Source organism: Desulfovibrio intestinalis (assembly GCF_014202345.1).
GTDB classification, from domain to species: domain Bacteria; phylum Desulfobacterota; class Desulfovibrionia; order Desulfovibrionales; family Desulfovibrionaceae; genus Desulfovibrio; species Desulfovibrio intestinalis.
Genome location: NZ_JACHGO010000001.1, coordinates 352,012 through 375,513, shown reverse-complemented (window position 1 = coordinate 375,513; position 23,502 = coordinate 352,012). Strand labels below are relative to the sequence as shown.

At 53.1% G+C, this 23,502-nt stretch carries 19 protein-coding genes; 2 read left to right on the top strand and 17 right to left on the bottom strand.

Going from position 1 to position 23,502, the window contains the following annotated elements; all coding sequences use genetic code 11:
* Nucleotides 1–4: 4 nt before the first annotated feature.
* The 5 genes from HNQ38_RS01650 to HNQ38_RS01630 form a co-directional block, all read right to left on the bottom strand.
* A complete protein-coding gene (locus HNQ38_RS01650; protein WP_183717611.1) occupies nucleotides 5–1,225 on the bottom strand; it encodes a tyrosine-type recombinase/integrase in 1,221 nt (406 codons plus the stop codon).
* 371 nt (nucleotides 1,226–1,596) lie between these two features.
* Entirely contained in the window at nucleotides 1,597–1,884 is a 288-nt protein-coding gene (locus tag HNQ38_RS01645) for a hypothetical protein (RefSeq protein WP_183717609.1), read from the bottom strand.
* A 43-nt stretch (nucleotides 1,885–1,927) separates the two neighbouring features.
* The gene (locus tag HNQ38_RS01640; protein WP_183717607.1) at nucleotides 1,928–2,851 is read right to left on the bottom strand and encodes an NAD(P)/FAD-dependent oxidoreductase; all 924 of its coding nucleotides are present in this window, start codon (nucleotides 2,849–2,851) and stop codon (nucleotides 1,928–1,930) included.
* 9 nt (nucleotides 2,852–2,860) lie between these two features.
* Nucleotides 2,861–3,172 (bottom strand): thioredoxin family protein, encoded by a 312-nt coding sequence (locus HNQ38_RS01635; RefSeq protein WP_183717605.1) that lies wholly within the window; start codon nucleotides 3,170–3,172, stop codon nucleotides 2,861–2,863.
* 141 nt (nucleotides 3,173–3,313) lie between these two features.
* Entirely contained in the window at nucleotides 3,314–4,882 is a 1,569-nt protein-coding gene (locus HNQ38_RS01630; RefSeq protein ID WP_183717603.1) for a sulfatase family protein, read from the bottom strand.
* A 183-nt stretch (nucleotides 4,883–5,065) separates the two neighbouring features.
* Between HNQ38_RS01630 and HNQ38_RS01625 the strand changes: the two genes are divergently transcribed.
* Nucleotides 5,066–6,487: a sigma 54-interacting transcriptional regulator gene (locus HNQ38_RS01625; protein WP_425485974.1), complete on the top strand. Its 1,422-nt coding sequence runs from the start codon at nucleotides 5,066–5,068 to the stop codon at nucleotides 6,485–6,487.
* Between the two features lie 131 nt (nucleotides 6,488–6,618).
* On the opposite strand, the gene HNQ38_RS01620 is transcribed toward HNQ38_RS01625, so the two are convergent.
* Together HNQ38_RS01620 and HNQ38_RS01615 are read right to left on the bottom strand one after the other, a co-directional pair.
* Nucleotides 6,619–6,807 carry a hypothetical protein gene (locus HNQ38_RS01620; protein WP_183717599.1) on the bottom strand — a complete coding sequence of 63 codons (189 nt, stop codon included), beginning with the start codon at nucleotides 6,805–6,807 and terminating at the stop codon, nucleotides 6,619–6,621.
* A gap of 285 nt (nucleotides 6,808–7,092) precedes the next feature.
* A complete protein-coding gene (locus HNQ38_RS01615) occupies nucleotides 7,093–7,689 on the bottom strand; it encodes a GDSL-type esterase/lipase family protein (protein WP_183717597.1) in 597 nt (198 codons plus the stop codon).
* 570 nt (nucleotides 7,690–8,259) lie between these two features.
* Here HNQ38_RS01615 and HNQ38_RS14340 point away from each other — a divergent pair.
* Nucleotides 8,260–8,385: a hypothetical protein gene (locus HNQ38_RS14340; protein WP_281377779.1), complete on the top strand. Its 126-nt coding sequence runs from the start codon at nucleotides 8,260–8,262 to the stop codon at nucleotides 8,383–8,385.
* Nucleotides 8,386–8,796: 411 nt separating this feature from the next.
* On the opposite strand, the gene HNQ38_RS01610 is transcribed toward HNQ38_RS14340, so the two are convergent.
* The 10 genes from HNQ38_RS01610 to ftsH all read right to left on the bottom strand — a co-directional run bounded on the left by HNQ38_RS01610 (nucleotide 8,797) and on the right by ftsH (nucleotide 23,292).
* Complete coding sequence (locus HNQ38_RS01610; RefSeq protein WP_343060065.1) at nucleotides 8,797–10,017, bottom strand: oxygen-binding di-iron domain-containing protein; 1,221 nt, start codon at nucleotides 10,015–10,017, stop codon at nucleotides 8,797–8,799.
* A gap of 478 nt (nucleotides 10,018–10,495) precedes the next feature.
* Nucleotides 10,496–11,773 (bottom strand): OmpP1/FadL family transporter, encoded by a 1,278-nt coding sequence (locus HNQ38_RS01605; RefSeq protein WP_183717595.1) that lies wholly within the window; start codon nucleotides 11,771–11,773, stop codon nucleotides 10,496–10,498.
* A 189-nt stretch (nucleotides 11,774–11,962) separates the two neighbouring features.
* The gene (priA, locus tag HNQ38_RS01600; RefSeq protein WP_183717593.1) at nucleotides 11,963–14,347 is read right to left on the bottom strand and encodes a replication restart helicase PriA; all 2,385 of its coding nucleotides are present in this window, start codon (nucleotides 14,345–14,347) and stop codon (nucleotides 11,963–11,965) included.
* Nucleotides 14,348–14,629: 282 nt separating this feature from the next.
* Nucleotides 14,630–15,502: a UTP--glucose-1-phosphate uridylyltransferase GalU gene (gene galU, locus HNQ38_RS01595; RefSeq protein WP_183717591.1), complete on the bottom strand. Its 873-nt coding sequence runs from the start codon at nucleotides 15,500–15,502 to the stop codon at nucleotides 14,630–14,632.
* A 246-nt stretch (nucleotides 15,503–15,748) separates the two neighbouring features.
* Nucleotides 15,749–17,101 (bottom strand): phosphoglucosamine mutase, encoded by a 1,353-nt coding sequence (glmM, locus tag HNQ38_RS01590; protein WP_183717589.1) that lies wholly within the window; start codon nucleotides 17,099–17,101, stop codon nucleotides 15,749–15,751.
* A gap of 60 nt (nucleotides 17,102–17,161) precedes the next feature.
* Nucleotides 17,162–18,094 carry a CdaR family protein gene (locus tag HNQ38_RS01585; protein ID WP_183717587.1) on the bottom strand — a complete coding sequence of 311 codons (933 nt, stop codon included), beginning with the start codon at nucleotides 18,092–18,094 and terminating at the stop codon, nucleotides 17,162–17,164.
* Nucleotides 18,081–18,812 carry a diadenylate cyclase CdaA gene (gene cdaA, locus HNQ38_RS01580; protein WP_221277780.1) on the bottom strand — a complete coding sequence of 244 codons (732 nt, stop codon included), beginning with the start codon at nucleotides 18,810–18,812 and terminating at the stop codon, nucleotides 18,081–18,083. The genes HNQ38_RS01585 and cdaA overlap by 14 nt, the downstream gene beginning before the upstream one ends.
* Nucleotides 18,813–18,939: 127 nt before the next feature.
* Nucleotides 18,940–20,193: a diguanylate cyclase domain-containing protein gene (locus HNQ38_RS01575; RefSeq protein WP_183717585.1), complete on the bottom strand. Its 1,254-nt coding sequence runs from the start codon at nucleotides 20,191–20,193 to the stop codon at nucleotides 18,940–18,942.
* Between the two features lie 166 nt (nucleotides 20,194–20,359).
* Nucleotides 20,360–21,241: a dihydropteroate synthase gene (gene folP / locus HNQ38_RS01570; RefSeq protein WP_183717583.1), complete on the bottom strand. Its 882-nt coding sequence runs from the start codon at nucleotides 21,239–21,241 to the stop codon at nucleotides 20,360–20,362.
* Nucleotides 21,242–21,246: 5 nt separating this feature from the next.
* The gene (gene ftsH / locus HNQ38_RS01565) at nucleotides 21,247–23,292 is read right to left on the bottom strand and encodes an ATP-dependent zinc metalloprotease FtsH (protein WP_281377778.1); all 2,046 of its coding nucleotides are present in this window, start codon (nucleotides 23,290–23,292) and stop codon (nucleotides 21,247–21,249) included.
* Between the last annotated feature and the right edge of the window lie 210 nt (nucleotides 23,293–23,502).

Below are 23,502 nucleotides of genomic sequence, written 5' to 3'. Positions count from 1 at the left end.
GCACTTACTCAGCTGCCTTTTTGAAGGGCAAGACTTTGCCCCCACTAAAATCCTTCTGAATCTGCGCAGCGGTTTCGGCTGCGGCAACGGCGACAGGATTATCCGCAAGGTGAGCGTAGCGTGCTGTTGTCGCCGCCTGGGTATGGCCAAGGATAGCTCCGATAACAGGCAAACTCTTGCCGGAGCATGCGGCATAACTGGCGTAGGCGTGGCGTAAATCGTGGATGCGCCAACCTGTGAGCCGGGCTGTGTCGAGAAGTCGCCTCCATGTATCTTTGACGTTCACGATATGGCCCGTTCCTCTTCTACCCGGAAAACAATATTCGTTTATACGCGGAAGAGCAGCCAGCACGGCCAGAGCAGGTGGAGGAAGGTGCAAAGACTTCGCCCCTGTCTTTGAATCAGGCAAATTAGCAATGCTCCGGTCGATGTCGATATACTCCCACTTGAGCGTAAGTACTTCCATGCAGCGCGCACCCGTAAAAAGCATCACCTTGAGAGCTGCAGCAATGCTCGGATCAAAGGTCGTAACCTTTCCCGTTTTGGGGTTTGTATATCCTTGGGTTTCCATGATGCGGAAGGCATTGCCCAAGGCTTCAAGTTCCTCTCGCCCCATGAAGGCTTGACGCTTTTGCTCTTCATACTTCTCGAGGCCGACAACGGGATTGCTACCGCGCTCCCGATATCCGTTTTTTTCACACCAGCCAAAGAATTTGGATAGCAGCGCCGCCATCCTATTCGCCTGGTACGGCGTATCCTTCATCGCATAGTGGAGGGACGCAACTTGTCGATACTGAACGGCTGCGACCTTGATGCTCCCTATAGCGGGGAAAATATATTGCTCTGCTATCCGGTGGTAAGCTGCGGAGGTGCTCGATTTGATCTTTGTATCATGCTGTTCAAAAAAAGAGATAAAAGCTGTTTTTATTGTTGGGGCAACTTTATACTCACTTACCTGCTCTGCCGGATCCTCCCCAAGCGCAACTTGCGCGGCTTTTTGTTTGGCAATGTCACGGGCTTGTTCAACTGACATCGTCGGAAATGTTCCTAGACGAAGCCACCGTTTTGTGGCCGCCCGCCCTTTCCCTGCCCTGTAGACCAAATAAAAAGATTTATCGCCGGAGGCTCCAACCCTTACAGCAAAGCCTGTTACATCTCTATCAAAAACGCCATATCGCTTGCCTGTGACTTGCAGCGCCTCAACAGCTCTTTTTGTCAGCTTCATTTTCAGGCATCTCCTGCTAAATTTTCCGGGCTACCACCGGGCTACCACGCGAAAAGAAAACAATGGGTATTCACTGCGACTTAATGCAAAACTAACTATCTGAATTTTCAACATTATACAATAAGATGAAAATAAAAGAAACAAAAACCGCACGACTGTTAATCACTAGGTTGGCGGTTCAAGTCCGTCTCGGGGAGCCAAAAGAAAGTAAGGGCTTACGCAAAGCGTAAGCCCTTTTTTCATGCCCTTTTATATCCAGTTGCACCAAATCTGCACCAAGCAGGCTTTTATCCTTACCCGTCGCCAAATACACCAACGCTTTTGCTGTGCGCACCTTGCCCTAACGGGGGTACTTACGCGGCTCCGCACGGTCACTCCTGCAAATGCCCTCCCTCATCAATCTTCCCGCCTTCATGCAGCTTGCGCAGCAGATTAAGGCATTCTTCCACACTTATGGCGCTTCCCGCTTTTAACGACCAGTAAAAGCCGCCAATTTCAAGCACAGGGGTTTTTCCTATCAAGCCCATGCGCCCGATGAGCGGCGGCTCAGACATACTTGAGACCAGCCCGCGCTGGCCAAGCTGTTGCATTGCGATGCGCAAGTTTCTGTCAATACATGCAATACGTTGCGCATTGGTATCCCAAATGATGATCTTCATAAGCTGTTTTCCGGCATGTTATGAAACGGATAAACTACTCCAGTCACCCTAGCGATCTAACATACCTGTCCGCCATAAGCGCCGCTATGGTGCCGTCAGCTGCTGCCGTAGTAAGTTGACGAAACTGTTTAACATTAATATCGCCAGCAGAGAATACTCCAGGAATATTCGTCTGCATGTCAGCATCGGCAAGAACATACCCTGCTTCATTGACCCTGATGGCATCCTTAAAAAGCTCATTATTCGGAATCTGGCCCAGAAAAACAAACACGCCATCAGCTTCAACCACAGCACACTCGCCCGACGCGCAGTTTTCCAGAACAGCGCCAGTTAATACTCCATTGACCACCGCAAGATCCTTCACCTTCGTGCCAAGAACGCAACGGACGTTATCACAACCAAGCAAAGCGTCCTGAGCGGCTTGGGCGGCAAACAGGCGGTTCATTTCCTCAACTATGGTTATCTGCGCAACGCCAAGATGCTTCAGGTACAGACCTTCATCAAAAGCGCTGTTGCCTCCACCCACCAGAAGAATTTTCTTGCCTGCGTAGGGTGCCCCGTCACAGATGGCACAATAGTGAACCTGTTCGCACTCCGTGGGCACGTCCAGCAACACGGGCTTTCTACCTGTGGCAAGGATAACACTTTTGGCAAGATAAACTGCCTCTTCGGTTTCAATGCGTTTGTATGGAGCCTCAAGATCCACGCTTTGAATTTCGCAAACTTCTTCAACAGCAACCCCAAGGCTGTCCACCTGATCACGGCATTTCTGCATGAGCTCCATGCCGTGAATCGAGGTATACGAGGGAAAATTCTCTACAAGATACGTGGAATTGGTCAAACCTCCGGTGATGTTGCTCTCAAGTATAACGCAACTTCTGTTGGCGCGCGCCGCATAGACGCCAGCGGTCATACCGGCCATGCCGCCGCCGATGACGGCGATATCATAGTGTAGGATGTCTTTCATGCCAGCACCCTACTTTGCGCTACTGTAGAATGCGGCCAGTTCACGAGGATTCATGAGCCCAGGCTTGCGAGCCACAGCCTTGCCGTCTTTGATAACAATGACTGTGGGCACTCTTTCCGCGCCAAGGGCAGTCATGGCTTCGGGCGATTCTTCGCTATCTACTTTCAAGAACATGACGTCAGGAAACTGCGCCTTGAATTTCTCAACGACCTTTTCCATATTCTTGCAATGTGAGCAGAGTTTTTTTGAACAAAGCAAAATACCGCTATTGGTGGCAGCAATAGCAGCTTCAACCGATTCACTGGTAAGCATCGTATACATATCAATCTCCATTTTTCTGCATCAGATCAAACTATCGGCACCTGATGACGTTGCCGAAAACTTACAACGGTATTCGGCAAAATCAGACCAGAAGGCCCAAGACAATCGTACCGAAAATCTTGGGCCTTCTAAGCCTGCCAGTTAAGAGGTCATCAATTCGCCCATGAATTCTTTCAATCGCAGGAGCATCTCCTTGCCAACTTCGGGGTGCTTATCCAGCACGTTCTTGAGTTGGAAGGGGTCTTTTCTTCTATCATAGAGTTCGTCTGTTTCAGGCACTTCCGCCACGCTGTTGGGCGAGCAAGTCCACTGATCGGCTCCGTCCAGGCTGGACAGCACTGTGCCTGCGGGCTTTTCGCTGTCATCAGCGCCGAAGCCCTTGCGCCATTCTTCCATATACCCCTTGCCGCCCGTTGCCGTGATGTGCGAACTGTCTATGCTCTCACTATAAAATTCCGCAGCCATTTTATCGCTGTCGCGGTTTTCAGGCTGCAACCAATGGATGTAGCTCCAGTCATCTGTAAACATCCCCCACGAATAGGAGTGGTAGCCTGCGATGGCAAAGTCGCGCACCTTGTCCACCTCTCCCCGCACCAGGGGCAAAAGGCTTTTCCCCTGCATATCCGGGTGAATGCCTATGCCCAGCCAGTCACACACGGTGGGCGCCACGTCGCACGACTGAACAAAAGACTTTATGCGTTGCCCGGCCTTGATTCCAGGGGCACGCAACAGCATGGGGGTGTGAGCAAGCTCTTCATAAGGCCAGGGACGAACCTTGGTCATGATCCCGTGGCCGTGCTCGCCATTGCCCAAGTGTTCGCCGTGGTCGGAAACCATCATGAACAGGGTGTTTTCTTCCAGGCCCATAGCCTTCACGGTGTCCATCAACTTGCCAAGATATTCGTCACACAGGGTGATGGTTTCAGCATAAAGCATGCGGATGTGGTGCAACTGCTCTTCTGTGAACACTCCGTCCACTGGGCCTTCACAAGGATACGGTTGCGGCTTACCCTTGTAGTCCGGGTCGTACGGGCAGGGGCGGCCTTCCGTAACGGAAGGCGGATACCACGGCTCATGCGGATCGAAGGAATCTACCCAGAGGAAAAAAGACTTGTTGCGGTCAACGCCGCCCAGATAGTCGATGGCAGCATCGACAGTACGCGCGACAAAGTGATCTTCCTTGCTGCGCCAGTACTGGCGCTGACGAAGAAAAATTCCCAGTTCCGTGAGGTTGCCGGCAAGCGCCGCTTCACCCATTTTTTCCGCATAGGCCTTGGCGCACGCTTCTTCAACGTAGTCGTCAATGGAGAGATTGATTAGCGGATCATACTCGTAAAAATTATCGGCTTCCTGCCCGCGGGTATACCAGACCTTGTCGAAACCACGGGTATAGCCAAACTTGGGCAAGCGGTAGTTGGGACAGTCAAACACAAGGCCAGTCTGGATGGGCCGCCCCCAACAAAGATCGGCGATGGTGGTATCTTCTTCAGAAAGTGCGACCCAGCCAGCTTTTTGCAAAGTATAACGCCCGGTGTGCATCGCCCGGCGGCAAGGCACGGTGGGCAAGCCTTCGGTGTAGCAGTTTTCAAAAAGCACGCCTTCTCTCGCGAGCCTGTCCATATTGGGTGTTTTTATCCATTCATTGCCGTAGCAGCCAAGATAATTGTACTGCAGGCTGTCGAACATGATGACGATGACATTCTTTGGCATACAATGCGCCTCACATTATAAATATGTTAAAATACTCAAGCAAAAACGCTTCACTACTGATGGAGTGCACTCAATATGAGCAAAAGCTGTGCCTAAATTTTATATTCAAATATTCTAATAAGTAATAAACAAATCAAAAGTTATTTACTTCGCCAGATGACAAAACTATCGTTTTTTACGACAATGAAAAAAATTTCATGGGTATTACATATGCAAAAAAATACAGATCTCTCACAGGTAGAAATGCGCAACAGCTATACACGATTGCTCAATCTTCTTCCTGGCGCAGTGTTTCGTTCTGAAATATCTGAAAGGAAACACGCTTTTTCTAAAGATTATGGAGTTTGCCTGAAGTTTGTCAGTGATGGCATGTACAAACTGATTGATGTCACGCCGGACACACTGGACCATGGCACGAACCTTGTGGATTCACTGATTCTGCCTGAAGACCGTGATGCGGTAAGGGGAAAAATCTATACAAGCTTTGTGGAGGATCGTCCTTACCAGATGGTGTACCGCATGCGGCTTCCCTGCGGGACCATAAAATGGATATGGGAACAGGGTGAAGTTGTCTGCGGAGAATCTGGGGAACTGCTGTTTCTTGAGGGCATTATGATGGACCTCAGCGAATACAAGGCCATCGAAAACTCGATTAAAGAAGAAAGTAGCATATCAGTTCTTTCCTGTCGCACAGCCAATGGCTTTGGCTTGATGGTAGGCACCAGCGCCCCCATGCAAACCCTGTATTCGCAAATAGAAAAAGCGGCTCAAAGCAGCAGTAATGTGCTTATCTTGGGTGAAACCGGCACAGGAAAAGAACTTTGCGCCCAGACCATTCACGAACTGAGCGGGCGCAAGGGAGCTTTTGTGCCTGTAAACTGCGGTGCCATCCCCGAGCAACTCATCGAGAGCGAATTTTTTGGTCATGTGCGCGGGGCGTTCACCGGGGCTGTTGGCAACAGAGACGGCTTCATCAAGGCTGCTCATGAAGGCACACTTTTTCTTGATGAAATTGGCGAATTGCCTTTGCACCTTCAGGTCAAACTTTTGCGCACCCTTGAAAGCAAACAATTTACACCCGTTGGCAGCAATACCCCCCAGCGATCCACATTCCGCCTTATCGCTGCGACCCATCAAAATCTGCCCAGCATGGTAAAAAATAAAACCATGCGGTCAGATTTTTTCTATAGAATTAATGTATTAATGGTAAAAGTTCCGCCGTTGCGTGAAAGGTGCGGCGACCTTGATCTGCTCATTGAGGCATACTTGAACGCTAACGACACTGCGGGGCAGGTGCCTCAACACGTGCGCGCGGCTATGGAACAGCACTCATGGCCAGGCAATATCCGCGAGATGCACAACTTTCTTGAACGCTTTTTCATGTTCGGTGACGCGTCTATCGAGGGTTTTGATTGCGACGACTGCGAGGCGTTTTTTTCAGATACCGACACACCTCTGGAAGAATCCGTCAGGGCTTTCGAGTACAGACTGATCGTGCAGGCTATGGAAAAATGCCGCTGGCGACAGGGTGAGGCAGCCAAGCTTCTTGGGCTTAATTTGAGAACATTTCAGAGGAAAATTAAGTGCCACAACCTGTCAAAATAGATTATCCGCAAGTTTTCTGGCCCCAATAAAAAGAAACAGGACTTACACGCACAGTAAGACCTGTCTTCATGTCTTTTGCACCCAGCCTGCAATACATACGGGAAACACGGGGTTCGTATCTGCGGTTTTCCCTATTTTGCGGAAAAAGCGCGGCTTCGACCCGATTTTTGACGCGCACGCTCCAGACTTACCGCCATATGGCCAAGTTTCTTAAAAGGATCAGGCAGAGCCACCAGAAGCATATCCCAAAACCCCTGCCGCACTTTTACAGACAACTGCCGCTCAACAAGCTTGCAGAATGGAAGGGTATCGTTTGTCATACTGACCTCCACCGCAATACTGACTGCTGTATCTGACCAGCGTATGACAAAACGAAAGCTTTTTCGTGCCGCCCTACTGCGGCTCAAAAAACATCAATGCGGCGAAGATATGAGTATTTGGAATAAATGGAGAAAAGCAGAGAAACGAGGCATTCTAATTTCGCTTACAAAGAAAAAGCAGCTTCAAGGTTAGAGCATGTTCACTTAGAAAAAGTTTAAATGCTCTAAGAAGCCAGCAAGGTAGAAAGCTCGCCCCGAGGGTAACAATACCTGGAATCAGGGAAATCAGACTCCGCGTATCACCCGCGCGGCTTCCTGCGCCATAAGAACGTGCCCGGCTTCGCTGGCGTGCAAGCCGTCAGTATACAAGGCATCAAAGGTTGCTCTGTCTCCGCCCTGCATTGCCGAGGCCGAAATCTCTTCAAAACAGCGGTAAAAATCTACCTTTAGCAAAGAAAAGTCTTCGGCCAGGCTGCGCAGCCAGAGCCGCAAATCTTCATAGGCGGCGCAAGCCCGCGCCACATCCATACTGGCAAGCAGCGGAAAGGTGATGGGGTGGCGCACAGGGATGGGAATGCCGAGCAAGGGCTTGATGCGGGCGTTGAAGCACTGCTGCACCAGAGCGAATATATTGGCTTTTACCACACCAAGTTCCGCCCCCAAAGCCAGATCATTGAAACCGCCCATAAGAATGGCCGCATGAGCGTCTCTAGCGGCCCCGTGGGCCTGAAAACGGGCCAGCATGCCGCCAGTGGTATCGCCGTTGATGCCCCAGTTATACACCCGCAGGCCTGTAGCTCCGGCCAGCAAGGAGGGCCAGACGCGGGGACGGGGAATGCCGTAGCCATATGTGAGGCTGTCGCCTAAACAGATCAAAGTCATGCCCGTTTTCTACTCCTCTACCGCTTCGGCGTCAAAGAACAGGCCGCGCTGGCGGAGCAACCAGCACGGCCCCGTGCCGTCGCACTCAATGCGGCACGGTATCCAACGGATCCGGGACAGAAAGCCTGCCCGTTCCCGCCCCGGATCCGCAGGTTGCGAAAAGGCCATGCGCCTCAAGCGCAAGTTTACAAAGGCAAACCCAGTTGCAGGCGAATATGGCGCACATCCGCCTCTTCGGGCTTGAAAGGATAGTTTCGTATGCCCGGTCCGGGCCGCGAATTGGCGTAAGGGCGATTGCAGGCCACCTCGCCGTCAGGCCTGTGCAGCCGCAGGTACGGAAGCGCTCGCCAGTGTTAATGACGCGCTCCAGCGCATCCTTTGGCAAATCATACCCGATGATGGCCCGCCGCTGGTTGTAGGTGAAACCTTCTGCCCGGGCATAATTGTGATCGATAAGCCAGCGCGCCAATTGGATGCGGCGGTATTGGTCAATGGACGGGGGCAGACTGTCTGCCAGTGGAGGCCCCCTTCGGGGAAAAATGAAAGCAAATGTGTACTGCAGCCTATATCATGCACACACTGCATGCGCGGCACATTTCTTCCTCAAAAATTGAACTCAAAGACATTCTTGAGGGCGGTTTTCTGGAGCTTATCAACAATAAGGACCAGCATATCAAAATATTGGTGCGTCCCTGACCTTTTCACTGTTGAAAACTCCGGCCTCCTGAACGTGACAGCCAAGCCCCGGCGGTGCCTCTAAGCAGGCCTACCGCCATGAATATGCGCCGGATATGTGCATATCCGGCGCAGAATGTCTTGGCCTTAAACCATTCCCACATGTTCACGCTTTTCTTTTGCGGACGCTGCCTTGAATTGTGGCAGGTATATGCCACTGAAGGCTAATCACTCGGCTAGCTGTGCCAACCATGCGCCTGTACCCTGTGGCTGTGCATATGCCTGCAAATATAGTTGGCAGGGTGACGTAAGGCGCTGCAAGCGACCATATACCTGCATCACAGCCCAGGAACATGCTGACAGAACAGAATGCAAAACGGCAATACTGAGCGCCAGAGCAATTTCTAACCCCAAAAGCTCAGGCACAATTGTCTATGTCAGTAATGCTTTTGCTATGGCTTCGCTTTTATCAAGATCGTCTTTTTCCGGGTTCCATTGTGAACGTATGCTTTCTTCAACAACGTGGAATCCCGCCTTGTTAAGCTCTTCAGTCAGCACTTTGTTCCCCTCGCCGCTCCAGCCGTAACAACCAAACACGGCGGCTTTTTTATTTTTAAACTTCAAAGAGCTCAAAAAGTGCAGCCAGCCTGCCACGCTGGACAAGATGGTGCTGCTGACCGTTGGGGAGCCCACAGCGATGGCACGGGATTTAAATACTTCAGTCATGATTTCATTTTTGTCAGTTTTGGAAATATTGAAAACCTTGACCTCGGTATCCGGGCTGACTCTACCCGCCTGCTCTGCAATGGCGTGAGCGATTCTTGTCGTACCTTCCCACATGGTGTCATAGACTATGGTGAGCTGGTCTTCCTGATATTCTTGTGCCCATTGCGCGTACTTTTCAACAATTTGCAGCGGATTGTCGCGCCATATGACACCGTGGCTGGGGGCAATCATGTCGATAGGAATGTTCAGTTTTACAATTTCTTCAATTTTTTTGCTTACAAAGGGAGAAAAAGGATTCAGAATATTCGCATAGTATTTCATCGCCTCTTTCTCAAGCAAACATTGATTGGCTTTGTCGTTAAAAAGACCTTCAACGGCAAAGTGCTGTCCAAAGGCGTCGTTGGAGAAAAGAAGGTTATCGGCAGTAAGGTATGTGGCCATGCTGTCGGGCCAGTGCAACATCCGCATTTCGACAAACACGAGCTTTTTGCCATTGCCTATATCAAGGGAATCGCCAGTTTTTACAACGTTGAAATTCCAGCCGTGTTTTCCATACTGCCCTTCAAGGCTTTTGACTGCATTGGCGGTGCAGTAAATGGGCAAATCAGGGCGTTCCTTCATTAGTTCGGTCAGCGCCCCTGAATGGTCTATTTCACCGTGGTTGGCCACCACATAATCTAACTTTTCCAGATCAATTTCTGACTTGAGGTTTTCAATAAACTCAAAGCGGTGTGGAGCCCACACCGTATCAATGAGCACGGTTTTTTCTTCTTCAATCAGATACGCATTTTGGCTTGAGCCATTGATGATAGAATATTCGTCTCCGTGAAACTGCTGCAATTCCCAATCTATGTAACCAACCCAGCTAACATTCGACTTTACATGCTTTTTCATGATAAAATCATCCTTTGTGTTTTCTGCTTGCACACAGCTGCCAACGGCCAGCCAGCAGTTAAAAACTGTAATGCCCGCTTTGCGCAGTTAGAGCAGTTGGGCTTTTTCAACGTTAAATATATTGCAAAAAACCAGACTGGCAAAACAGGTCAGACATGCGCCAAACACATGAAACCGTGGACAATGTAGCGGATGAAATTGCGTTAGTCAGTGGGCCATAAAAAAATGACAGCCTGTCTGTTCAAGATCAATAAAGCACGGTTGAAGCACACAAACATGCTGCCCCCCCGACTATCTGCTTCATCAGGCAGTTCCTGTTTGTCCGGTTCAAAATCTGGGAGCATTTGCAGCCAACCTGCTCTTCCCAGTTACTCTTAGTGTCACACAGTTCTGGCAAGTGAGTAAAGCCCCATAAAAGAAAACCCCGGCCTGGCAATGCCAGAACCGGGGAATATTTTTATCAATCTGATCGGCCTTGCAGGGCCGCTCAAAGGATCGAGAAGAGACGGTATTAGAACGTATATCCCACTGAGAACATGTAGATATTGGCCTGCACGTTCTCCGAATGGCCGCCCTTGATCCCCGCTGACTTAATGCCGGATGATTCAGTATTGTCATAGTCCACAGGGTTGATCCACAGGTGGGCATAGGCCAGATCAAGGGTCCAGTTTTCCCAGGCAAAGCCAGTGCCAAGGCTCATAATGGTGCGGCCATTGGTGGGCATCATATAGTCACTGTAGCTCTCGTTAACGACCGGGGTTTCATAGGCAACGCCAGCGCGCAAGGTCCACCAGTCCAGGGGCTTGTACTCAACGCTGCCGTTGAAATTCCAGCCGTCACGCCATTCCTTGTTGTTGACCGAGGAATAGTCGTCGCCCATGTTGATATTCAGGGCGTTGTAGGTGGACCAGCGGGTAAAGACCGTGCCAACTTCAAAGCTCAGATTGTCCAAAGGCTTATAGGCAAGCCCCCAGGCGATGGAGTCAGGCAGCTGCAACGTGGCGTTGGCGCTGCGATCACGCGCTTCAGGCAGATTTCTCGATTTGGCTATGAGGTTGTTACCTTCATAGCCGAAATCCACGTCTCCATAAAGATTAAGCGTAACCTGACTCTTGTACGACAAGCCCATAGACCACTGATCATTGAAGCGCATATGCATGCCGAGGTGCGCGCCTACGCCCCAGCCGCTGCCTTCCAGCTGCAGGTCGTTGTCAAAGGGGTTCGGATAAGAAGCGGCCGTTACTGTGGGAATCTTGTTGCCCCTGTACACATGGGCATACATGGCCTCAACCCCTACGGACAGGGAAAGCGTATCGTTGACCTTGTAGGCCAGGGTGGGAACAAAGGATATGGTTTGCAGGCCGATGTCATACATATTGTATTTACCGACCCACTGACTGTCGAAGGAATTGCCCAGGCCAAAGCGGCTGAAGGAAGCAAATCCAAGCCAGACCCTGTCATTCAGCTGATGGCTGACAAAACCATGCGGAGCCATCCAGACATCAGGCTTGGTGGAAGTGTACTTTGTGCCCTTGTCCATATCGGCTACGATTGTACCCATGGGCGCAATGAAGGCCAGTCCACCCATAACGTGTGTGCCGGGCACCTGGGTTATACCCGCCGCATTGTAGGCCAGGGTGGAAACATCGTCGGCACGCCCTATCATGCCGCCGGAAAGAGCCACACCACGGGCGCTCCATTCATTAAGAGCAAAGCCTTCGGCCCGGATATTGGCCGAACAGCAAATAACCAGCGCCAGCGCCAGCCCCAACGCACGAAAAACCTTCATCCTTCCTCCCCATGCCTCGGCCGCCATCACGACCTGTCTTCAAAAAGACCAGAGCTACCAGACAGGCCGCTCACACAAGCGGCTTGAACACTGCCCACAAAGTGGCACATATAGCACTGGAAAAAACCGCCCTGAACCCGATGCGGGAAGACGGCTACCCCCAACAGCCTGCAAAAAAGCAATTGCCATTCACAACATATTTACAGGATCGAGGTCAAGAAAAAGTCGTAGGTTTTTGGTATATTTTTGCGCTGCAGCAAAAAAATACAGGGCACGTATGGCCTGCCAATCCTGCCCTTTCACAAGGCAGGTGTACCGGCGGCGACCGCGCAACAAGGCCAGCGGGGCGGGGGCCGGGCCCAACAGTTGCAAACCAAGCTCCGCCGCACGCCCACGCATGGCGGCAGCCAGATCATTGACGGCAGCCACTGCGGTGTTTTCCTCCACAGCGTGCGATATTCGTATCAATGCAAGCCGTACAAAAGGCGGATACCGCCGCAGTTTACGGCGAGCCAGTTCGGCTGCGTAAAATCCCTCATAGTCGGCTTCGCGCACGTACTGCCAGCAGTAGTGGCTTACATCACGCGTCTGGATAAGTACCTGGCCGGGTTTATCGCCTCGCCCCGCCCGGCCGGAAGATTGCACCAGCAATTGAAACGTGCGCTCCGCAGCACGGTAGTCTGGCAGATTAAGCCCAAGGTCGCCGTCTGCGATCACGGCCAGGGTCACATTGGGAAAATGGTGCCCCTTGGAAAGCATTTGCGTGCCCACAAGAATGGGAGATTCCTGACGGGCGAAGGCAGCCAGAATTTCCTCCATCCGCCCAGGACGGCGCGTACTGTCTCTGTCCAGACGCAGTACAGGCCCCCCTGCCAGCACACTAAGGCGCTCGGCCAAACGCTCCGTGCCCTCACCCATTGGCAGAAAATTCATACCCTTACATTCCGGGCAAGGAGAAGGAAAAGGCCTGCTGTATCCACAATAGTGACAGACCAGTTTTTCCCGCCCCTTATGGTAGGTGAGCCCTATTTCGCATTGAGGACAACGGAGCGTGCGCCCGCAATCAAGGCAGTACATAAGGGGCGCATAGCCACGGCGGTTGAGCAGAACCACGGCCTGCTCTCCTCTGCTTATGACCTCCTGCAGAGCCTGCTCGCTTTGCGGCGCCAGAAGACCGTGCTCCGTCGTGGCAGCAGGAGAAAGCGAACTGATGTCCACCAGCTCCACAGGCGGCAAATCGCGCCCACCCACGCGCCGCGGCAGGCGCAATACGGGCAGGTGCCCGCCTTCCGCAGCATGAAACGTCTTGAGGTCAGGTGTGGCCGATCCCAGCACCAGCAGGCCGTTCTTCTGGGCCATGCGGAACCAGGCAACTTCCTTGGCCTGATAGGCCAGACTTTCGTCCTGCTTGAAAGATGCGTCATGTTCCTCATCCAGAACAACGCAAGCCAAATGTGGCACAGGCAGGAACAGGGCCGAACGTGTACCCACCACCAGGCAGGGTTCCTGGCGCACGGCCAGTTGCCTGTAGGTAGCTTCACGACGGGCTGGAGACTGGTAGCCGTGGTGGAAAAAAAGCGGAATTTCCGGAAGCGCGCAAGCTGCGTCTCGCCGCAGTTTGTAAGCCAGGGCCACCTCTGGCGCGAGCAAAAGCAGACTCTTGCCAGCAGCCAGACACGCACGGGCCAATTCAAGGTATACGGCGGTTTTACCACTGCCCGTCACGCCATAGAGCAGACGGGATACAGCACGTTTTTCCGTCTGGGCAGTCTCAAGAGCGGTCTTCATCTCGTTCAGAGCAGCAGCCTGATCGTCATTCAGAACAAAGGGAGCGGGCGGAGGCGGCAAAAGGCCTTGCTCCACGGCTTCCACTTCATCTTCGGCATCCTGCCGCGTCAGCGCAACGTGCCCGGCGGACAAGAGCGACTGTAAGGGAACACCAGTTCCCTGCCCCAAGGCGCGGGTGAGATTCCGCCGGCTGACGGACCCGTGTTCCTGCAAATATTCCAGCAGCTCTATCTGCCGTGAAGCAGAAGGCCGCACAGGCCACGGAGGATCCACGCGCAGAACGCAAAATTCTTCACTGGCGGCATCAGTGCCAGGGGGCAGCAATCTTGCCTCGCCTTGGGCCAGAGCTTGAGCCAAATGACGTCTTGTACCCTCATCCGCTCCGCGAATACGAGCCAACGGCCAGGAGGTAGCCCCCTTTTCGTTTACAAGCCGCAGTTGCACACGCGTGATTCGAAGCCCCTGGGGCAACACATGGCCCAAAATATGGCCGGGGTTCAATGCCTGACGCAGAGCGAGGTCCTGTGCCAGAGCCAGCAATTCGCCTGTAAGGACGGGCTGTTCCTCAAGGGGCCAGCATACGGTCTTGCAAGCCACCCCCTTGGGCAGATCAAGGGTTTCGCTGGTTTCAAGCACGATCCCTGCACGCAGAGCAGCCTTTTCGCCTCGCCCCAAGGGGACTGCCACACGCAATCCAGGCCTCCAGAAATCATCAGGAAATTCCGGTGGCAGAGCGTAGCTCAAAGTGGAATAAGGGGGACTCAGAAGAGCGATGCTGGCGTACATGTGGGGCAGAGTTAATCAATACTGGGGGGAAAGCAAGTCTCCCCCCGCCGCAACCAGTGCGGGCAGGGGGAGAGATAAAACGGATGCAGCCATTCTTTGGCGCGGATTACAGGCAGTTTCGCGGCAAATCGGCCTGAGGGCTGTTCCCCAATAATTCTTTTGCTCAACTGTCTGCGTCAAAAGGCTGTTTTTACTCCGATCATGTACCGCGAGTACACTTTTTCCGTAAACAAGGCCTTTTTCTTTGCCCTTGGCGCAAAATTATTTATTTAAAAACAGCCTCTAGTGAAACTGCACAAAATTTTTAAGCAGGCTCAGCAGATCGTAGCGTAATTCTTCATCCTGCAAGGCAAAATAGATATTGGCAGTCAAAAATTCGGCCCAGTCGCCAGCGTCAAAACGCATGCCCGACATACGCACGGCCATCATGCCCCTGTCTTGAGCAAGCGCCTGAAGCGCATCAGTAAGCTGAATTTCGCCGCCGTGACCAGGGGTGACTTTTTCAAGATAGTCAAAAATATCCGGCGTGAGTACATAGCGCCCCACAATGGCCATGCGCGAAGGAGCTTTTTCCCTTTCGGGTTTTTCAACCATGCTCTTGACTCTGAAAACGCCGGGGGCCACTTCGTCACCATCAATGATGCCATAACGGCTGACTTTTTCCCACGGCACTTCCATAACGCCGATGACGGGCATTTTTTCCGCCATAGCCACTTCAATAAGCTGGCCAATTCCGGGCACGCCGCCAAACATGAGGTCATCGCCAACCATAACGGCAAAGGGGTCATCGCGTACGAGTTCGCGCGCGCAAAGCACGGCATGACCAAGACCAAGCTGCTTTTTCTGCCGCACGGACATGATATTGACCATTTCGGCCACTTTGCGCACTTCAGCAAGCTTGTCCAGTTTTCCGGCGCGTTCCAGTACTGATTCCAGCTGCAGGTTGTAGTCAAAGTGGTCTTCAATAACGCTCTTGTCACGGTTGGTCACAAAAATTACATCCTGAATGTTGGCCTTCTGGGCCTCTTCCACCACATACTGGATGACAGGCTTGTTATAGATGGGCAGCATTTCCTTGGGAATATTCTTGGTCGCAGGCAATGAACGCGTGCCCCATCCGGCCACGGGAATAATAACCTTGCGAATATCCTTCATGCTCGCCTCCGCTGTTTGTTTTGCTTGATATATATTCGGCCAAAACCGGAATAGATGCAATAATCAAGGTGGCGTCAGCATCTGATTATTCACGGCAATGCGTGCCCGCCGCAGGCATAAATGCCTGCGGGCAAGGGCCACCGCCAGAATTCTCAGCATGGGCCAAGGGCCCCCTACTGTCGCGTCATTCTCGTTTACGTTATTGCCGGAGTGGCAACCAGGATCATCAGAATTTTCAGCCAGACGCTAGCGCAGTTCGCGTTCGACGACCTGTGCCAGGTCTTCGGCATATTCCCGCACTTTGTCGGGATTTTCCCCTTCGACCATGACGCGGCAAAGAGCTTCGGTGCCGGAGTAGCGCAAAAGCACCCTGCCACGTCCGCCCAGTTCTTTTTCAACCTGAGCCACGGCTTCGCCAATGGCCGGGCGTTCTTCAAACGGCAGACGTTTTTCCACCCGCACATTGATGAGCTTTTGCGGAAAAGGCGTCAGCAGGCCAGCCAGTTCAGAAAGGGGACGTTCTTTTTCACGCATGATGCGCAATATCTGCAAGGCTGCCAGCAGGCCGTCGCCTGTTGTGCTGTACTTGTGGAAAATGAGGTGCCCGGACTGTTCGCCGCCAAGCATTGCCCCTTCACGCCGCATGGCTTCCATAACGTAGCGATCGCCAACCTTGGTCCGCAAAAGATGCCCGCCGTGGTCACGCATGAATATTTCAAGGGCCATATTGCTCATGGCGGTGGCCACCAGCAGATTGCCGGGCAGCTCGCCTCTCGCCATCATGGCCTGTGCGCACAGGGCCATGATCTGATCGCCGTCCAAAATAACACCGTGCTCATCCACAACGATAAGGCGGTCGGCATCGCCGTCCAGCGCAAGACCGATGTCAGCGCGCACCTCACGAACTTTGGCGGCCACCACTTCAGGATGAAGAGAGCCGCAATGCTCGTTGATATTGGTACCGTCAGGATTTGTGCCGATGCGAAAAACTTCGGCCCCCAGCTCTTCAAGAGCCAGAGGAGCGACCTTGTAACTGGCGCCATTGGCACAATCAACAACGATGCGCAGGCCAGAAAGCGTCAGCTGGGCAGGAAAGCAGCTTTTGGTGTAGACGATATAACGGCCGCCAGCATCCTCGATCTTGGTGGCGCGCCCTACTCCTCTGGAGTCTGGGTAGGGCCAGGAAAAATCAGTGTCCAGCACCATACCAGCGATTTCGTCTTCGGCCAGATCCGGCAGTTTGTAGCCATCGGCATCAAAAAACTTGATGCCGTTGTCGTGAAAAGGATTGTGCGATGCCGAAATAACCACGCCAAGATCCGCGCGCATGCTGCGCGTCAGAAAAGATATGGCCGGGGTTGGCAGAGGGCCAGTCATGATAACATGCATGCCCGCCGCGCATAGTCCCGCCGTAAGGGCGGATTCGAACATATAGCCCGAAAGGCGCGTATCCTTGCCAATAACCACTTTATGCTGGTGCTGGCCCCGCCGAAAACGTACTCCGGCAGCCAAGCCCAGACGCAAAGCCACATCTACGGTCATCGGGTAATTGTTCACCGTGCCACGCAAACCATCAGTGCCGAAAAGACGATCGGCCATGCCATCTCCTTCAGGGCCGCAAGGCGGCCTCCGCCTCCCGCAACGTGCCGGGAGAGCGGGCTATTTTTTCTTGCGGCTTACCGTAACTTCTTCTGTGCCGGGGTTCAAGAGCGTCATGCCTTCCGGCAAGCGAAAACGAAGCTCAACCACACGGCTTTCACCTTCTTCCATATCCGGCGGGCTGACCGTCGCCTCCAGCTGCCCAAGATATTGAGCATTTTTTGCCAGAGCGTCAGGCACTTCAACGTGAACGCTGACCTCACCCGGAGTCACCAGGTACTGGCGGCGGTTTTCAGCCAAAACTTCCACCTTGCATCGGCGGGTTACTTCTGTACGGCCGCTTGTGATGCTGTACTGCACTTTGACAGTAGGCGGTGTGGATGTGATCAGGCTTGGCGTATCCAGTGTAACCACCTGTTGTACGGTGGTGCCTGCCGCCTTGGGGTCAGCCATGATGGGTACGGGCACACTGGAAATCTCTTCCACCACTGTTTCCGGACCACGCAAAATGACGGTAGTGGGGGTGACGCTGACTTTTTCCACGGTCAATGCACCGTTGCGCAATGGCGAATCCACCGTAACGCGCACGGGTACAGAGCGTTCTATCAGAGTGTCTGCTTTGACGACAATGCGTGGCGGCTGCACGTCGATCAACTCAAAGGCTCGAAACGTCGGCCCAAGATGTTCGGCAGTCAAAGGCACTACCGTGACGCCTTTTTTGATTTGGGAAAGATTCACAGCCTGGATCAGTTTGCCCTGAGTCACGGACCGCAACAGTGTCTCGGGTCCGCGCAGGCGAATTATGGCCTTGTTTATAAGGCCGTCTGTTATGACAAGATTGGCCGGTATGCCATAGTAATCCAAGGTGACTTCAAGCTGCGCTTCCACGCGCTCACGCACACTGACCACATACCACATACTCACGGCGGCCAGAACGGCCACAAGCATAGACACCAGGTGTGGCGTGCGCCGGAAAAGACTAGAGGACTTCATTAAGAACCTCACGCAAACGAGTCGAGTCCAGGGCGCGCATCAGTTCGCCCTTCATGGCTACAGAAATTTCACCCCGTTCTTCCGATACAACAATAGTGACTGCGTCGCTTTCTGAAGTGACCCCAAGGGCAGCCCGGTGCCGGGTTCCAAAGCTCTGCCCCTTGGCCTCGGCCAGGGGAAGAATGCAGGCGGCAGCCATAAGCCTGCCCTTGCTGATAACCACTGCGCCATCGTGCAGAGGGGCTTTGGGGTAAAAAATATTCATGAGCAACTGGCGGGAAAGTTGCGCGTCAACACGCACGCCTTCACGCTTGATCATGTCGCCAAGCCGCATGCTGCGTTCCACAACAATAAGCGCACCCACACGCAGGCGGGCCATTTCAACGCAGGCCATGACCACTTCTTCAACGCCATCCTGCATGAGCTGCTTTCGCCGGAACAGGCGTTTCGTGCCCATTTCGCCCAAAGCCTGCCGGATGTCAGACTGGAAGATGACCACGATTAGAATAAAAAGGGAGCTGAAGATATGCTGCAAAAGCCAGCTCAGCGTATACAGCCCCATGCCTTTGGCAAAAAAGAACAGCAGAGTCAGCAAGCCAAGACCGGTCAACACAGCCAGTGCCCGCGAACCGCGCACCAGTTGTATAACCTGGTACAAAAGAACGCTGACCACACCTATGTCCAGAAGGTCACGCCATTCAACAGGAATATTGTCCAGCACCGTATATGATCCTTGAGCTGAAAGTATCAGAGCTCACATGACCACGGTCGCCTGTTTGTAAGGCCAGACAGACCGAAGCCTTCCGTTTTCGTACATTTCGCCTGGTTCGCCATTGCAGTGCGGCTTATCGAGCAACAAGTCGAATATGCCGCCGGTGGCGTTCCTTATCCTGATACATGGCCTTATCTGCCCTCGAGAGCAGCTCGTCAAGCGTTTGCCCGTCATCAGGATATTCAGCTTTGCCCACACTAAAGCTTATGGGCACGTTCGGTCCTTCGCCGGGCAAGCCTTTTGCCAGATCGGCAGCTACTCTGGCGAGGCCAGATGTTATGTGATCGTGAGTGCATGCACAGAATAGCACCAGAATGAATTCGTCCCCTCCCATACGGGCAAAGGCACTGTCTTTGGGCGCCACTGCTTGTATGGCAGCTGCGAAATGTTGCAATACGCGGTCGCCAGCTTTATGTCCATAGGTATCATTAATGGCTTTAAACTGGTTCAAATCCATATAGTACAGACAAAATTTTTCATTATTCCCGTTGCCGGCCCGATCCGCCATAACCTGAAAAAGACCCCTGCGATTCAAAATCCCTGTAAGGGTATCTTTATACACCATTTCTTCAAGACGACGGCGGGCATTGGCCAGATCATGATTGCGTTGCGCAAGCGAGGCGAGCAGAAGGCTGAGCACTGAGGCGAAAAATATATAAATCCAGTTTTCAAAAGATTGGTACCACGCCTCGCTCGAAGAAATACGAAAATACCAATGCGCATTGAATATCTGTAGAGGCATTACCAAATGCGGCGCGCCGGCATCAAAAGCCCGGGCACTGGCAGCAATGGTTTCCTGTTCCTGATTTTTAGGATTAACTTTCAAGATTTCATATGTAAGCCCCTGCGCCTCAAGCAGGTCAAGATCCGCAGCTTCCAGTGTTTGAGGAAACTTGAGCGCTATTGAGGCTATACCCCAAAACCTGCGCTGCCCATCAGCATCTTTCAAAAAAACTGGCAGCCGCCCTACCAACACGGCGGTGCCGTCAGGTTGCTTCATCGGGCCATAAAGACTGATGCCAGCATTACTGGTTGGGGTGATCGCGGCGGCATTATCAGATGAATCAAGCAGGTTCATCCCCAGCAAGGTTTCGTGGCCCTGCAATGGGTAGACATAGGAAACCACTCCTGCTGGGGCCAATGCAAGAGTTTCTATATTATCGTTGTCGGCAATGACGTTAGCGACGTCGTTAAACCCAATGACACGCCCGTCATTTTGAACAACAAGGGCAGCCAGTACCTGCGTTTTGAAAAGCAGGCTGGTCAGCTCAGTCTTGAGGTCGTCTCTCTGAGCCAGAATAATATTTTCCAGGCGTGAAAATTCCACCTGCGCTCTGCGCTGCACAAGAAAAAACACAGCCAGCAGGCAACAGCACAAGCTTGCCGTAAATACTATAAAAAAAGTGCTGGGTTTTCGCACTGGATCACGCTCTATTCCTGAATGGTAAGGGCATCCGGCCAATCCTTATCGCCCTACTTCATACATCTGGTGCTCACTGGCCTGCAGCGCTGAACGCAGTAGCCACCGCAAGGCCTTGCCGTGCTTCGGCCACATGGTGCACCCTGTGCCAAAATACTCCCTTGGAGCGCAAAAGGGCTGTTGCCGCAATTGTGGCAGGCCCGCGTTGCGCCGGAGCCAAATTAAGTAACCCCCCGAAAACGGACTTCATTGAAAGCGCCATCAGCACAGGTCTGCCGAAGCCGAGCCAGTCTTCCGGGTGGGCCAGCAGTTCCAGATTATGCTTCAGCACTTTGCCAAACCCTATGCCGGGATCAAGCACAATGCGGTTTTCCGGCACACCAGCCCGCACAAGCTTGCCAAGGTTGAATTCAAAAAATTCCCGCACTTCACGGCGCACATCGTCATAACGGGGATTATGCTGCATGACCTCTGGGCGTCCCTGGCTGTGCATGAGCACATAGCCGGGCTTGTACTGCACGAGCACATCCAGCAGCTCAGGGTCAAAAGCACAAGCCGAAATATCATTAATAATAACAGCGCCCTGTTCCAGAACCGATGCCGCCGTGGCCGCATGGTATGTATCCACTGAAACAGTGGCCCAAGGCGCCCGGTGGCGCAACCCCGCGAGCACGGGCGTAATACGCTGTATTTCTTCATCAGGCGACAGTTCAACTGCGCCCGGACGGGAGGATTCCGCCCCAAGATCAAGAATGTCCGCGCCCTGATCAAGCAGGGTCAGGGCATGCTCAAGACCAGCAAGGGGTTTGTGATGAACACCCCCGTCATAAAACGAATCGGGGGTAAGATTGACTATGCCCATGACGCCAAAGGGGGAGGGCGTTTTTAGCGCCCGCCCCCCTCTGACATACCAGGCTGCATCCGCTATGGACGCCACCGGGAATGAATTATTCATTTCTTCTATCGCTTCTTGTCGTCTTCGCCGTTCTGGCCCGAAGCCTTTTCTGCCTCTGACTCGACGCCCCCAGCCGATGTGGGCGCTTCGTGAGGAGCAACGGAACCGTCGAGGTGGTCAGGCTCAAGGGTAAATTCTGCCGCATCAGCAGCAGGAGCCTCGGCCGTGGCTTCCGCAGGCTTATCCTCTCCACTGCCCTTGCTCGGACGGCTGGGCGCTTCAGAATATTTCATGGGCTTGCCGTTACCATCCAGAGGCGGCAGTTCCTTGTCTTCCATCAGAAGGTCAAGTTCTTCGCCAGTGATGGTTTCGCGATCCAGCAGGGCGCGGGCAATACGGTGCAGGATTTCTTCATTCTCTTTGAGCAGTACGCGGCAGCGCTCATGCGCCTCGTCCACAATCCGCTTTACTTCCGAATCCACCAGACGGGCGGTGTCTTCACTGAAGTTCTTGTTCTGCACCCACTCGCGGCCAATAAATACTTCTTCACCTGTTTCACCGATGGCAAGAGTACCTACGGCTTCACTCATGCCCCACTCGCACACCATTTTACGGGCCATGCGGGTGACGCGCTCAATGTCATTGGAAGCGCCAGTGGTGATATCGTCAAAAATAATTTCCTCAGCCACCCGGCCCCCCAGCAGCACCACCAAGTTGTTGCGCAGGAAGGAACGCGAGTAACCGTGGCGGTCTTCTTCAGGCAACTGCATGGTTACGCCCAAGGCGCGGCCACGGGGGATGATGGTGATCTTGTGCACCGGGTCAGACCCGGGCAGCAGACGGGCCGCCAAGGCGTGACCGCCCTCATGATAGGCCGTGATGCGCTTTTCGTCGTCAGACAAAAGAAGGCTGCGGCGTTCGCGCCCCATAAGCACTTTATCTTTGGCGTATTCAAAATCGTGCATATCCAGTCTGTCCTGATTCAGCTTGGCAGCCTGCAAAGCAGCCTCGTTGACCAGATTTTCCAGATCCGCACCCGAGAAACCCGGTGTGCCGCGCGCCAGAACCTCCAGATCCACATCGCCAGACAAAGGCGTACGCTTGGTGTGTACCTCAAGAATACGACGGCGACCACGCAGGTCTGGCGTGGGCACAACAACCTGACGGTCAAAGCGGCCAGGACGCAGCAACGCAGGGTCAAGCACGTCAGGACGGTTGGTGGCGGCAATAAGAATAACGCCCTCATTGCTTTCAAAACCGTCCATTTCAACCAGCATCTGGTTCAGTGTCTGCTCACGCTCGTCGTGGCCACCGCCGAGCCCGGCTCCACGCTGACGGCCCACGGCGTCAATTTCGTCAATAAAGATAAGGCAGGGAGCATTTTTTTTGCCCTGTACAAAAAGATCGCGCACGCGCGAAGCGCCCACGCCCACAAACATTTCAACAAAGTCTGAGCCTGAAATGGAAAAGAAGGGCACCCCCGCCTCACCGGCAACTGCGCGCGCAAGAAGCGTCTTACCCGTGCCAGGAGGCCCCACAAGCAACACGCCTTTGGGGATACGCCCGCCAAGACGGGTAAACTTTTTGGGATTGGACAAAAATTCGACAACTTCGGCCAATTCATCCTTGGCCTCGTCAATTCCGGCCACGTCAGCAAAGGTAATCCTTACGCTGTCCTGATTGAGCATGCGCGCACGCGACCGGCCAAAATTCATGGCCTTGCCGCCGCCGCCCTGCATCTGGCGCATAAAGAAAATCCACACGCCAACAAGAAGCAGCATGGGGAACCACGAAACCAGCAAGGTCATATACCAGGGCTGCTCTTCCGGCGGCTCTGCCTTAACCTCCACCTTTTTTTCGATGAGGCGGTTGACCAGACCCAGATCCTGCGGAGCATATGTCTGCACAGTCTTGCCGTCTGATGTTTTACCTGTGAGCGTGTGCCCTTGCATGGTGACAGACAGAATCTGCCCGCCATCGACCTGACTCAGAAAGTCTGAATAAGGCACTCGCTGCATCACGCCCTGCGGTTGCTGGAACATATTAAAAAGCATAACCATTGCCAGGACGATAATGGCCCACAGCATCAGGTTGCGACTCATCTGGTTCAACATTGCCTCCGTTACGTTTTCCGTGCGCGGCAGCGCATGGTCAGGGCCTGAACATTGGCCCACGCAGGCAAGAAATACTACCTGCATACGGCCGCTGTCAAATGACCGAATTCCACTGTTCACCGGCAATACGTTTTTTCACATATAATGCTCAGTTATAATTTGGCAATGGGTAAAAAAACACTTTGCGGACAATATTACCGACACTTG